Origin of the sequence: Halorubrum sp. GN12_10-3_MGM (genome assembly GCF_005435235.1) — an archaeon.
Lineage (GTDB): Archaea > Halobacteriota > Halobacteria > Halobacteriales > Haloferacaceae > Halorubrum > Halorubrum ezzemoulense.
On sequence record NZ_SGUB01000002.1, the window covers coordinates 81,432 to 94,383 of the forward strand.

At 72.8% G+C, this 12,952-nt stretch carries 12 protein-coding genes; 9 read left to right on the plus strand and 3 right to left on the minus strand.

Annotated elements, in window-relative coordinates; all coding sequences use genetic code 11:
* Positions 1-79: 79 nt before the first annotated feature.
* The 3 genes from EXE47_RS02100 to EXE47_RS02110 all read left to right on the plus strand — a co-directional run bounded on the left by EXE47_RS02100 (position 80) and on the right by EXE47_RS02110 (position 4,344).
* On the plus strand, positions 80-1,924 hold the full coding sequence (locus tag EXE47_RS02100; RefSeq protein WP_049931748.1) for a UvrD-helicase domain-containing protein: 1,845 nt from the start codon (positions 80-82) through the stop codon (positions 1,922-1,924).
* Positions 1,921-3,276 carry a Xaa-Pro peptidase family protein gene (locus EXE47_RS02105; protein WP_137707969.1) on the plus strand — a complete coding sequence of 452 codons (1,356 nt, stop codon included), beginning with the start codon at positions 1,921-1,923 and terminating at the stop codon, positions 3,274-3,276. The genes EXE47_RS02100 and EXE47_RS02105 overlap by 4 nt, the downstream gene beginning before the upstream one ends.
* Positions 3,277-3,435: 159 nt before the next feature.
* Positions 3,436-4,344: a BGTF surface domain-containing protein gene (locus EXE47_RS02110; RefSeq protein ID WP_241997547.1), complete on the plus strand. Its 909-nt coding sequence runs from the start codon at positions 3,436-3,438 to the stop codon at positions 4,342-4,344.
* Between the two features lie 13 nt (positions 4,345-4,357).
* Here the strand turns inward: EXE47_RS02110 and EXE47_RS02115 are convergent, their stop codons facing one another.
* Positions 4,358-4,627, minus strand: coding sequence for a hypothetical protein (locus EXE47_RS02115; protein WP_049931745.1), 270 nt, complete (start codon positions 4,625-4,627; stop codon positions 4,358-4,360).
* A gap of 117 nt (positions 4,628-4,744) precedes the next feature.
* Here EXE47_RS02115 and EXE47_RS02120 point away from each other — a divergent pair, with 117 nt between their 5' ends.
* A complete protein-coding gene (locus EXE47_RS02120; RefSeq protein WP_094495468.1) occupies positions 4,745-5,368 on the plus strand; it encodes a riboflavin synthase in 624 nt (207 codons plus the stop codon).
* Positions 5,369-5,393: 25 nt separating this feature from the next.
* On the opposite strand, the gene EXE47_RS02125 is transcribed toward EXE47_RS02120, so the two are convergent.
* Positions 5,394-6,098, minus strand: coding sequence for a phosphoglycerol geranylgeranyltransferase (locus tag EXE47_RS02125; protein ID WP_049931741.1), 705 nt, complete (start codon positions 6,096-6,098; stop codon positions 5,394-5,396).
* A gap of 90 nt (positions 6,099-6,188) precedes the next feature.
* The gene (locus EXE47_RS02130) at positions 6,189-7,268 is read right to left on the minus strand and encodes a tubulin/FtsZ family protein (RefSeq protein WP_049931740.1); all 1,080 of its coding nucleotides are present in this window, start codon (positions 7,266-7,268) and stop codon (positions 6,189-6,191) included.
* Between the two features lie 74 nt (positions 7,269-7,342).
* On the opposite strand from EXE47_RS02130, the gene EXE47_RS02135 reads away from it, so the two are divergent.
* The 5 genes from EXE47_RS02135 to EXE47_RS02155 all read left to right on the plus strand — a co-directional run bounded on the left by EXE47_RS02135 (position 7,343) and on the right by EXE47_RS02155 (position 12,952).
* Positions 7,343-7,912 (plus strand): hypothetical protein, encoded by a 570-nt coding sequence (locus EXE47_RS02135; RefSeq protein ID WP_086216920.1) that lies wholly within the window; start codon positions 7,343-7,345, stop codon positions 7,910-7,912.
* 7 nt (positions 7,913-7,919) lie between these two features.
* Complete coding sequence (locus EXE47_RS02140) at positions 7,920-8,384, plus strand: hypothetical protein (RefSeq protein WP_094583273.1); 465 nt, start codon at positions 7,920-7,922, stop codon at positions 8,382-8,384.
* 143 nt (positions 8,385-8,527) lie between these two features.
* On the plus strand, positions 8,528-10,546 hold the full coding sequence (locus tag EXE47_RS02145) for an ATPase, T2SS/T4P/T4SS family (protein ID WP_094583272.1): 2,019 nt from the start codon (positions 8,528-8,530) through the stop codon (positions 10,544-10,546).
* Complete coding sequence (locus EXE47_RS02150; protein WP_137707971.1) at positions 10,543-12,366, plus strand: type II secretion system protein; 1,824 nt, start codon at positions 10,543-10,545, stop codon at positions 12,364-12,366. The genes EXE47_RS02145 and EXE47_RS02150 overlap by 4 nt, the downstream gene beginning before the upstream one ends.
* A gap of 85 nt (positions 12,367-12,451) precedes the next feature.
* On the plus strand, positions 12,452-12,952 hold the full coding sequence (locus tag EXE47_RS02155) for a hypothetical protein (protein ID WP_094520540.1): 501 nt from the start codon (positions 12,452-12,454) through the stop codon (positions 12,950-12,952).

The following is a 12,952-nucleotide window of genomic DNA, read 5'->3' on the forward strand; positions in this document are numbered from 1 at the left end:
TCTGCCGCCGCGGTCCGGCGCGCGCATCGAGGGCAACCGAGCCACGGCGTTTAAGGAGAACCGGAATCTGGAGGTAATAATGACTGATACCACGGTGACGCGGCTGTTCGGGGGGCCCGGGAGCGGGAAGACGACCGCGCTCCTCGACCGCGTCGAGGAGATCCTCGACGAGGAGGGCGCCGACGTGCGCGACGTGCTCGTCGTCTCGTACACGCGCGCGGCCGCCGCCGAGATCCGCGAACGGCTCGCCGAGCGGCTCGACATCTCCCCGCGCAGCCTCCAAGGGAACGTGAGCACGATGCACGCGAAGGCGTACGAGCTGCTCGACCTCTCGCGAGGCGACGTGGTGGGCGAGGACGACAAGGAGGCGTTCTGCGAGGAGTACGGCATCGAGTTCGAGGACCAGCACGGCGGCGCCGGTCGCCGGACCGCGCGGTCGACGACCATCGGCAACAAGATCATCGCCACCTCGCAGTGGCTCCAGCGCACCGAGCGCGACGTGGCCGACTGGTACGACGTGCCCTTCCAGTGGAATGTCGAGGAGGTCCGGCTCCCGCCCGAGGAGGACCCCAACGCCCAGCAGGGGAACAAGTACACGCCGACGTGGCCCTCCGACGACGACCGGATCGACATCCCCGAGACGATCCGGGCGTGGCGGACGTACAAGGGGGAAAACGACCTCGTCGGCTTCGCGGACATGCTCGAACGGGTCGCGCAGCGCTCGCTCGTCCCCAGCGTCGACTACCTGATCATCGACGAGTTCCAAGACATCACGACGCTCCAGTACAACGTCTTCGAGGAGTGGCGCCCGCACATGGAGAAGGTGCTCATCGCCGGCGACGACGACCAGGTCGTCTACGCGTGGCAGGGGGCCGACCCCGACCTCCTCCTCGACACCGACGTCGACGAGGACGTGGTCCTCCCGAACTCCTACCGGCTCCCCTCGGAGATCCTCAACGTCGTCAACGCCGAGATCCGCCACATCGACAAGCGGCAGGAGAAGGACCTCCACCCGCGCACGGAGGGCGGTTCCGTCGAGGCGATCGAGTCGCCGTCGATGATCGAGCTCGTCCGGAACGTCCGGTACACCGTCGAGGACGACGAGGGCGACGTGATGTGCCTGTTCCGCGCCCGGTACCAGATGTTCGACTTCATCGACGAGTTCATCGACCACGGCATCCCGTTCACGATGCTCACCGACGGGCGGATGTGGACCGACCGCGTCCAGGACTACGTCAGCGCGATCGAGAAGGCCGAGGCCGGCGACCCGGTCACCGGGCTGGAGGCGCGGCGGCTGGCGGACATGCTCCAGGAGTCGGCGTTCGGGACCCACGACCGCGAGGAGTTCTACGACTTCCTCGACGACCGCGAGGAGGCGGCCGACTCCGACGATGTCGCCGACATCGACATCGCGGCCGACACGCTCGACGAGTACATCCCGTTCATGCCCGACACCGCCAGCGCCGACGACATGGTCCGGAAGGTAACGAGCTTCCAGCGCAAGTCGATGGGCGCGTACTTCGAGGGCGAGTACCAGGGCACTGACCCGACCCGCGTCCGCGTCGGCACGATCCACTCGGCGAAGGGCCGCGAGGCCGACCACGTGTTCGTCGCTACCGACCTCACGGAGAAGGTCGTCGAGCAGATGGCGGCCTCCATCGACGACCCGACCGACGTCGACGGCGTCGAGGAGTTCACGAAGTCGACGAGTCCCGTGCCCGTCCTCACCGACAACGAGCGCCGCGTCTTCTACGTCGGAATGTCCCGCGCCCGCGAGCGGCTCGTGATCATGGAGAGCCTCATCAGCGGTGCGCCGACGCTGCCGATCAGCGTCCTGTTGTTCAACGAGCTCCGGGAGGAGCCGGCCCAGGAACTCGTCGAGGAGGTCCAGGCGGAGCTGGCGGTGCCAGAGCCCGAGCCGTGAGCGAGGACGACGCGGCCGCCACCGACCGCGAAAAAAATCCCCGCCCGCTCCGGACCGACCTCCGACCGATCGTCGAGGCGGTCCGCGACGCCGACGCGGCCGCGTTCGTCGCCGTCGGCGACCGCTTCGACGGCGACCTGCGCTACCTCTCCCGCTTCGCCGGCCCGGACAGGCCCTCCGCGCTGGTCGTCGTCCCGACGGGCGAAGCGACCGCCGACACCGTCGGCCGCGCCGTCCTCTGTGCGCCCGCCCTGTTCGGCGAGCAGGCCGAACGCGAGTTCGTCGCGAGCGCGCGGGCGTCCCACGAATCGGGGAGCGGTGGGCCGACCGACGACGAGGTCGGCTTCCACGACGGGGTCGCCCGCGAGGTCCGGACGGAGCGCGTCGGCGACCACGCCGGCGAGCGCGCGGCCGCGGCCGCCGCGGATCTCGCGGGCGGAGCGAGCGGCGACGGGGAAGGAGTCCTGACGCCCGCGTCGATTCCGCACGACGCCGCGGTGTACCTCGAACGGGCGGGGTTCGAGCCGGCGTCGACGGAGGCGGTCGCGACCGCCAGGGCGCGAAAGACGCCGGCGGAGCGGGACCGCATCCGGCGCGTCCAGCGCGCGACGGTGGCCGGGATCGCCCGCGCCGAGGCCGTCCTCGCCGACTGCGAGGCCGTCGACGAGGGGAGCGAGGAGACGGCGGCCGGGCGGGCCGACGACGACCGCCGACCCCCGCTCCGGTGGGACGGGGAGCCGCTGACGACGGAGCGACTCCGCCGCGAGGTGAACGCGGCCCTCGCCGCGCGCGGCGTCCGCGACGCGGGCAACACCGTGATCGGCGCCGGTCCCTCGGCGGCCGACCTCCACTACGTCGGCGACGACCCGGTCCGGCCGGGCGAGGCCGTACTGCTCGACGTCTCGCCCCGCGGTCCCGACGGGTACTACGGCGACGCGACCCGGACGTTCGTCGTCGACGGCGACGGCGGCTGGGAGCGGCGGGCGTACGTCGCGGTCGAGGCCGCGCGCGAGGCCGCGCTCGACGAGGTCGAGCCGGGCGTCCCGGCGAAGACCGTTCACGGCGAGGCGGCGGCGGAACTCGCCGCCTACGGCTTCGACCCGAACGCCGGGGAGGGCGAGGCCGGCTTCACCCACGGCACCGGCCACGGCGTGGGCGTGAGCCTCCACGAGAGGCCGTCGCTGTCGGGCGCGGGCGAACTGCGTCCGGGACACGTTGTCACCGTCGAGCCCGGCGTCTACGATCCGGATATCGGCGGCGTCAGGCTGGAAGACCTAGTCCTCGTCACTGAAGACGGATACGAGATACTGGCGGAGCATCCGTTCGGCATCGCGCCGCGCGAGCGAGAGTGAGCGGCGGGTAGCTACGACCGGTCTTTGCGCTATCGGCGCGCCTTTTGAGACTCCCGCCGAAGCCCGATACGCATGCGATCCGAGCCCTCCGTCGGATCCGGCGCCACCGCCGGGTCCGAATCGGTCTGGCGTATCGCGAGGCGTAGATGTTCGACGGCGGTGGCGGTTCTCGTGGCCGCGACGGCGCTCGTCGGGGTCGTCGTCGCCGGGAGCGGCGTCGCGGCCGCCGACGGAACCGCCGAACTCGGCGCGGGCGTCGTCACCGTAAGCGAGGACGGGAGCGCCGAGTTCACCGTCGAGACCGACGGCGTCGACGCGTTCGAGGTCGTCGTCGGCAACGAGGAGGAGGTCGGATACGAACTCCGCGCCACGGTGACGCCGGACGGCGACGGCGTCACGACGCTCGTCTTCACCCACGCCGAAACCGGCGGGAGCGGCGCCCCGCTGACCGCCGCCGACGGCGGCGCGGTGGAGATCGACTACGAGACGACCCTGAGCGAGGCGATCGCTCCCGGAAGCTACGACGCGGAACTGTTCGTCGGCGGCGACCCCGCGGACGTCGCCACGCTCGTCGTCGAAGACCGAACGGGCGACGAAAGCGGGGGCGACGGAAGCGGCGGGGACGGCGCGACCGACGGCGAGTCGGCCGAGGCCGTCACGGTCACCGAGGCGGACATCGAGGCGGCCGATCTCGTCGTCGCCCCGGCGGAGACCGAGCTGAGCGTTCCGGTGACCGCCGAGGACGGCGAGACCGTGACCCTCCGGATCCGCTCTGACGGCGACGCGAGCCCGAGCTTCCTCATGACCGAAGCGGCGACGGTCGAGAACGGGACGGCTAGCGCGGCCTTCGATCTGCGTCGGACGACCCACGGAGACCGCGCGACGCTGACCGTCGGCGGGAACGAGGCGGTCAACGGGTCGGGCGCGCGCGAGGTGCTCGTCGTCGACGAGGAGATCGGCGTCGAGGAACGCGACGGCGTCCTCGGCCTCGAAGCGCCCGGGTTCGGGGTCGTCGCCGGCGGGCTCGCTGTGCTCGTCGTCGCGATCGTTGCCCGGCGGCGGGAGTGAGAGCCGGGCCGAGTCACTTTTCGACCGAATCGCCCTCGGAGCCGGCGGCGTCGTCGTCTCCACGAAGCTGTCGCGGTAACAGTCCCGAGAGCAGCCGTCGGAGTATGGTGGCGGGGTCGAGGAAGTACTGCGGGAGGACGACCATCGCGGCGGCGACGACGAGCAGGCCGGCGCCGAGCGCGACCTCGCCGGCGAACAGGCGGACGACGGCGTAGTTCGCGAGCGGGAGCGCGAAGACGAGCGACGCCGCCAGCCCGATCATGTCCAGCACTCCGAGTCGCATCGACCCTCCGTTGATCCCCGGGGGGCAAAAGGGGCCCGGCCGCGACGACGGGCGGTCGAACTCCCAGATCCCGGCCGGACCCAGAACCGATATCCGTCGCCCGCCCCCACTTCCGGTATGTTCACCGGCATCGTCGAGGGCACCGGTACGGTCCGCGAGCGGACCGAGACCGACGACGGCCTCCGGCTTCGGATCGGCGTCGACGGATTCGACGACCTCCACCACGGCCAGTCGATAAGCGTGAGCGGCGTCTGTCTGACCGTCGAGGAGCACGGGAGCGACGACGGCGGCACGACCGACGGCGGCGACTGGTTCTCGGTGTTCCTCGCGAGCGAGACGGTCGCGAAGACGTACCTCGGCGGGATCGAGGCGGGGGACGCCGTCAACGTCGAGCGCGCGATGCCCGCCGACGGGCGGTTCGACGGCCACGTGGTCCAGGGACACGTCGACACCGTCGCCGAGGTGACGGGAATCGAGCGCGTCGGAGAAGACTGGCGGTTCACGTTCGCGACTCCGGAGGGACACGGCGACTACCTCGTCGACAAGGGGTCCGTGACGCTCGACGGCATCTCGCTGACGGTCGCCGAGAAGCGCGCGGGCGAGTTCGACGTGGCGGTCATCCCGACGACCTACGACCTGACGACGCTCTCGGAGAAGTCGGTCGGCGACCCGGTGCACCTGGAGGTGGACGTGATCGCGAAGTACGTCGAGAACATGCTGGACGGGTACGCGGCCGACTAACTGGCGACGGACCGACCCGTCCCCCTCAGTCCCCTGCGTCCTTCGCGCCCTTCACCGTCTCGCGGACGGCGTCGACGCCCTCGTCGTGGAGCAGGTCGCCGACGACGATCACGTCGCTGTGAGCGGCCATCTCGTTGGCCGACTCGTAGTCGTGGATGCCGCCGCCGTAAAAGAGCGTGGCGTCGTCTAAGGCGTCGTGAGCGGCCGCGACCTTCTCCGTGTCGCCGAACGTGCCCGAGTACTCGACGTAGACGATCTCCTGGCCGAACATGCGCTCCGCGACCTTCGCGTAGGCCGCCACGTCGTCGGCACTGAGGTCGCAGTCGGCCTCCGTCAGCTGGGCGACCGACGCCTCCGGGTTCAACACGATGTACGCCTCGGTGTGGGTCCGGGTCCAGTCGAGGTCGTCGATCCGGACCCACTCCTTGTGGGCGCCGGTTATCCAGAAGGGGCCGCCAGCGTTGAAGACGGTCGGGATCAGGTAGCCGTCGAGCGCCGGCGAGTCGATCACGACTCCCGGATTCGACGGCTCCTGGTACAGCGGCACGTCGTACTCCGCGGCGGCGTCGACCACGCGGGTCATCTTCTCCGCGGTGACGTCGAGGGTCCCACCGATCTCGATCGCGTCCGTCCCGGTCCGGCAGACGTCCTCGAAGGTCTCGCCCGCCCGGAGGTCCTTGTCGGGGTCGACCTTCAGCACGTGGTCCCAGTCGTCCCACGGGTTAGTCATCGGCCGAGACTCCACCGGGCGAGAACAAAAAGGTGCGGAAGCTATCCCGCCCCGGAGCCCCGAGCCGCGCCGCGCGGGAGGGCGGGGGCCTCACAGCAGGTCGTCGATCTCGTCGTTCTCGAACGCGGCCGCCGGGTCGGGCTTCTCCTCGCGCTCGTCGCGGACCGCCTGCCGAGCGCGCTCCAAGAACGCCTCGACGCGCTGCGAGCGCTCGACCCCCGCGAGGAGGACCAAGGCGGCGATCCGGTCGGAGTCGAGCGGGAAGTCGCCGCCGCGGACCTGCATCGACCCCGTCTCCTCCTGAAGCCACTTCCGCGCCTTCTCCGCGCCCTTCCGGGAGATCCGGTCCGGGTCGCCGGCGACCGCGACGAGGGCGGCGTCGGCGTCGGTGGCGCTCGGCAGCGACAGCCCGGTCATCACCGAACTCCGGACCGCGCTCGTCACGGTGTTGACGTTCTCTTGCGGGTCCTCGGCGGCGGGCGCCGACGCGAACCCGACCGCGGCCATCCCGCCCGCCCGGAGCGTGTTGATCACCTCGCTCGTGTCGACGACGGACTCGGCGACGCCCTCGACCGCCTCGCCGGCGGCGAGGACGAGCCCGATCCGCTTCGCCATCGAGGCGTTGATCGCCTCGTAGCCGCCCTCGACGGACTCGCCCGCCGAGCGCCACGCGTCGTTGTCGAGCAGGATCGTCGCGTCTGACTCGCGGACCAGCGTCTTGAGCGACCGGCCGGCGTTCACCTGATACATCGTCCCCTCGTCGCGACCGGGGAGGACGCCGATGGCGTACACCGGCACGTCGTACACCCGGTTCAGCTCGCGGACGAGGACCGGCGCGCCGCCGGAGCCCGTCCCGCCGCCGAGGCCGGCCACGACGAAGACCGCCTCGGCCTCCGCGGTGACCTTCGGGGCGAGCGCGTCCAACACCTCGACCGCGTCTTCGTCCATCACTTCGGCGCCGAGTTCGTTGTCGCCGCCGACGCCGTGACCGTTGACACGCGACTGCCCGACGAGGACCGTTTCGAGCGGGAGGGGGTCGAGGTCGGCCGCGGCGGTGTTGACAGCGATCGCGTCGAGGACCGCGCCGTAGCCGGCGTCGGCGTCGAACTCCGCGAGGGCGGTCGTGAGCTTGCCGCCCGCCTGTCCGACGCCGAGGAGGACTGCTTTCATGCCCAGACGTACCGGTTCCCCCGATAATATCCTTTCCCCGACGTTTAAGAGTGAGACCGTGGGCAACAGGCCGCATGACCGACCACGCGCGGGGCGCGGAGCCGACGGACGCGGAAACGGACGCGACGCCGACGGGAGCGGACGGACCGGACGACCGGATCGAGTCTCGGCTCCGCGCCGTCGAGCGCGCGGTGACCGGGAGCGAGGCGCGGCCGGTCGACGCCGCCGCGGACGCAGAGGCGACGGCCGAGCGCGAGCGACTCGAGTCGCGGCTCGACGACCTCGAGGAGCGCGTCGCGGAGTTGGAGGCGGCGACGCAGGCGGTCCGCGGCTACGCCGGAGCGATCCGGGCCGTCAACCGCGAGGTCGAGCGCCGGGCCGACCTCGCGCTCGCGAGAGCGACCGAGGCCGGGCGGGAGAACGAGCGGAGCGGCGGCAGTGTCGGCCGCGAGAGCAGCGCGAGCGACGGGCAGCGGGCCGACGACACCGTTCCGTCGGAGGGCGCCCTCGACGCCGCCCTGCCGGACGATCGCTCGCGGTCCGGACCGCGTACCGGCGGCAGCGGAACCGACGAGGCCGCCGGGGACGGCGACGGCGGGGCGTGGGCGACGGACGCGCTCGACCGCCTCCGGGAGTCGCTGTGAGCGAGCCGTGATCCGCGTGGCCCTCACCGTCCTCGTGGCAGTCGCGCTGCTGACGGCGTCGATGCCCGCGGTCGAGACGGCCCGGACCGCGACGACGGCGGACCGGATCGGCGCCGAGGCGGACCGTCTGGAGCGGGCGATCGGCAGCGTAGTCGCCGGATCGTCGCCCGTAGACGACCCCGCCCTGGCGGCGCAGGCGACGGTGCGTTTCCGGATCCCGACTGGGTTCGCCGCGGCGGAGGTCGACCGCGTCGCGCTCGTCGAGCCGCCGGACAGGCCGGGCGGCGTCGTGCTCGCGTACCGCGTCGAGGACCGGCCGAAGCGCACGGTCCGCGTCGGAACGGGACCGGTGGAGGTGACTGTCGATCTCGGCGGCGGACCGATCGAACTTCGCCCGGGCGGGACGAACCGCATTCGGCTCCGGTACGTCGACGACGAGGGGCCGACGGTCCGGATCAACCGAGCGGGGTAGACCGGGGCGGAGGGACGCGACGGCGCGGGACAGAATAGATTACGACAGGGCAGACCGGGACGACGCGGATCGTTTCGAGACGCGGCGGAACGGAACGGCGGGACGGCCGACGACTTATATATCAAACCGCGGGCACGCCCGTCATGAACCTCGGTATCACCGATCAACTCGCCGACGGGGCCGGCGAGACGCCGCTCCGAGCGCTCCCGTGGGTCGACGAGGACCGCGACGAGTGTCGGTGCGAGCCGGCGTTTCGCGAGCCCGTGGGAACTGGCGTCGAGGACAGGGTTATACTCGACGTCGACGCCGGCGCGTGTCCCGGACGCGGCGACCTCGCCGCGAGCGCCGACTGTCTCGCGACCGTCGTGGAGGCGCTCGGCGACCGCGACGCCGACGTGATCAGGACACGACACCGCGGCCGCGAGCGGTCGTACGCCGACCGCGCGGCCGACCTCCTGACCGCCGCCGGACGGTTCCGCGAGCGGGTCGGGTTCCGTGAGGAGCGGCTCGCCGAACGAGTCCTCCGCGACCCGCTCGGCGCCGCGGTAGAGGCCGCCGGGCGGGCGGGCCCTACGAAGCGCATCGCGGCCGAAACGGGGCTGCTGTCGGCCGCGGAGGATCTCGGCGGCGGCGAGAACTGGCCCGAGAGCGACGGCGTTCTGAGCGATCGCCTGCGGGCCCACGTCGGTCCGACGGCCGCGACCGCACGAGTCGCGGCCTCGCCGCCGCCGGGTGCGACGCTGGTCGATCGCTGGACGGTGCCGACCGGGGCAACGGTCCGGCTCTACGACGGCGACGACTCCCTCAGGACGTACCACCTCACGCCGCCGACGGTCGATCTGGACGCCGACGCCGTAGCGACGCTGGCCGCGGCGCGAGACCGGCTGCTCGACGACCCCCGCGGCGGCGACAGGGCCCCCGGACGAGCGGTGCGGGCGGCGGCGGAAGACGGCGACCCGGTCGCCGATCTGACGGAGATCCTGCGCCGACACACGCACGGCTACGGCGTGTTCGAACACGTCTTCGCCGACGAGAGGGTGAGCGACGCGACGGTGACGGCGCCGGTCGCGGAGAACCCGCTCCGCGTCGTGCTCGACGGGGAGCGGTGCCGGACGAACGTGCGGCTCCCCCCGGAAGGGGCCGCCACGCTCGCGTCGCGGCTCCGCCGGTCGAGCGGTCGGGCGTTCTCGCGGGCCACGCCGACGCTCGACGCGACGATCGAGTCCGAAACCGGTCGGGTCAGGGTCGCCGCGGTCACGGCCCCAGCCAGCGACGGGCTCTCGTTCACGTTCCGACGCGGGGATCCGGAGGCGTGGACGCTCGCGCGACTGGTGTCCGTCGACACCCTCACGCCCGCGGCGGCCGGGCTGTTGTCGGTGGCCGTCGAACGCGGGGTAGCGGGGCTTATCGCGGGCGGCCGGGCAGCCGGGAAGACGACCGCTCTCGGCTCACTGCTGTGGGAATTGCCCGCGGAAACGAGGGCGATCGCAATCGAGGACACGCCGGAACTCCCGGTAGACGCTCTCGCGGACGCCGGGCGAGACGCGCAGCGACTCTGCGTCGGTGACGGGGCCGAACTCGCCCCGGCGGACGCCGTTCGGACGGCGCTCCGGATGGGCGGCGGCGCGATAAGCGTCGGCGAGGTGCGCGGCGAGGAGGCGCAGGCGCTGTACGAGGCGATGCGTGTCGGTGCCGCCGGCGAGACGGTGCTGGGGACGATTCACGGCGAAGACTCGGCCGGGGTGGAGGAACGCGTCGTCACCGACCTCGGCGTCCCCCGCTCGTCGTTCGCCGCGACCGATCTGATCGCCGTGCTCGACGACCACCGCGTGGAGTCGATCGTCGAGGTCGGCGACCGCGACGGCGGCGTGAGCTTCGATCCGCTGTTCGAGCGGACCGAACGGGGACTCGTCGGCACGGGTCGGATCGGCCGCGGTGAGAGTCGACTCGTCGAGGCGCTCGGGGGGACGAACGAATCGTACGCGGCGGTTCGGGAGGTCATCGATCGGCGGAGCGACCGGATCCGCGAGGCGGTTCGGGCGGGACGCGTTTCGCCGGCGCGGTACGTCAGGGGAGACGTATCCGGCGATCCGAGCGGAGACGTGGGAGCCCCGGCCGATCGACCACGCGAGGGAGGAGTGAAGCACGGAGGCGGCGCATGAACGAGGACCGGTCGAAACCGACCGAGCGGTCGGCTCGTGTCGACGGAGAAGACGACGCGACCGCCTCGAAAGAACTGCGGCGGGCCGTCGCGTTTCTCGGCTGGGGCGTTTCCGCGGAGCGCGTCGTGGCGATCGGGTACCGGGCCGGCGTCGTCGTCGGGGCGGTTGTCGCCGCGGCCGCGGCGCTCGCTGCCGGCGCGGTCGTCGCCGCGCCGGCCGGACTGGCCGCCGCCGTCGGCGGCGTACACGCGGTCCACCGGGCGCCGGTGTGGCTCGCGTCGCTCCGGCGGACGCGGGCGCTGGGCGCGGCGCCGGGGCTCGTCGGGCGGCTCGTGTTGCGGATGCGGCTCGATCCCTCGACGGAGCGTGCGGTGCGGTTCGCCGGCCGGACGGGGGAGGGACCGTTGGCCGCGGCTCTCTCCCGCCACGAACGGGGCTGTGCGGACGGGCCGACGAGCGGCCTTCGAGCGTTCGCTCGCGAGTGGACTCCGTGGTTCCCGGCGATAGACCGCGCCGCCGCGCTGGTCCGGACCGCGGCGACCGCGCCGCCGGAGCGCCGCGGGCGGTGCCTCGACCGCGCCCTCGACGCGACGCTTTCGGGGACGACCGATCGGCTCGCGTCGTTCGTCGGCTCCGTCCGCGGGCCGGTCTCGGCGCTGTACGCGTTCGGCGTGCTGCTCCCGCTGGCACTCATCGCGCTCCTTCCCGCGGGCGCCGCCGCCGGTGTCGCGGTGGGTTCCGGACTCGTCGCCGGCCTGTACCTGATCGCGCTTCCGGGCGGGTTGGTGGCCGCCTCGGCGTGGCTGCTCTCCCGTCGCCCGGTGGCGTTTCCGCCGCCGCAGATCGGCGGAGACCATCCCGACGTGCCGGACCGACGCGGCCACGCGTTGGTCGTCGGCTGCGCCCTCGGTGCGGCCGCGGCCGCCGTCGCCGCGCGAGTCGTCGCGCCGTGGGCGTGGCCGGTCGCGGGGGTCGGCGTCGGAGTCGGGAGCGCGCTGTTCGTCCTCGCGCGACCCCGCCGCGCGGTGCTGTCCGAGGTCCGAGGCGTCGAGCGGGGGCTGCCGGACGCGATGACCGTGATCGGCGGAGACGTGGCGGAGGGGGTCGCGGTCGAGACCGCGGTCGCGAACGCCGGCGAGCGGCTCGACGGCGCGACCGGCGAGGTGTTCGAGCGCGCCGGTCGGCGGAGCGACACGCTGCGCGTCGGCGTCCGCGAGGCGTTTCTCGGACAGGGCGGGCCGGCCGCGGACGTGCCGTCGTCCCGGGTTCGCGGGGCGATCGCGCTGCTCTCTGTCGCCGCGCGGGAGGGGCGTCCCGCCGGCGACGTCCTGTTGGAGCTCGCTGACCAGCTGGAGTCGCTACGGGAACTCGAACGCGACGCGCGCCGCCAGCTCGCGACCGTGACGGGGACGCTCTCGAACACCGCGGCGGTGTTCGCGCCGCTCGTGGGTGGAGCGACCGTCGCGCTCGCGACCGGGATCGACGCCGCCGATGTCGGGAGCCTGGGAGCCGGAGCGGCAGCGGGCGCCGACGCGCTCGGCGGAGGCGGACTGGGCGCGGAGAGCGGAGTGGCCGCTGGCGGGGGCGGGGCGGCGAGCGACGGCGCGAGGACCGGCGGAACGGCTGCCCTGTCGGTGCCGGTGCTCGGACGGATCGTGGGGACGTACGTGCTGTTGCTCGCCGCCCTCCTCACCGGGCTGGCGACCGGACTGGAGCGCGGATTCGACCGGACGTTGGTGGCCTATCGGGTCGGGATCGCGCTGCCGACGGCGACGGCCACGTTCCTCGTCGCGTTCGCCGGCGCCGGACTCCTGTTCTGAGCCCGATCGGTGGGGCAGTCGGCCCTCGATCGACCGCGACGCTCGGGGCCGATCGTTTATGTATGAAAGCGCGGCCAGCCGCGCCATGTTCGAGACGCACCTCGACGCCACGTACGCGTGGCTCGGCTTGGCCGTCGTGAGCGTCGCGGCCGTCGGCGTGGCCGCCGCGTTCCCGGCGTCGCCGCCGCCGGACGCGGACGGCGTCGCGCGCACCGTCGATTCGGTCGCGGACGGGTCGTACCCGGCGACGGCGGAACACGGTATCGCGGCGGACAGACTCCGGCTCGCGGAGGGATCCGTCTCGCTTAGAGACGAGCGAGGGACGGCGCGGGCGACGCTCGATGCCCCGCGGATCACCCCGGTCGTCCGACCGACAGCGGGGGTGACGCCGGGCGCGGCGACGGACGCCCGGCTTCGGCGCGTCCTCGACGGCGCCCCTCCGGACGCAGCGTTCGACGATCCGGCGTCGTTCGCGGCGGCCGCCGAGCGTGCGCGAGCGGCGGACGCGAGGTGGACGACCGCACCGAGGCGGATAACGGTCCGGCGCGTACACTACGGTGACGTCCGGATCACGCTGGTCGGGTGA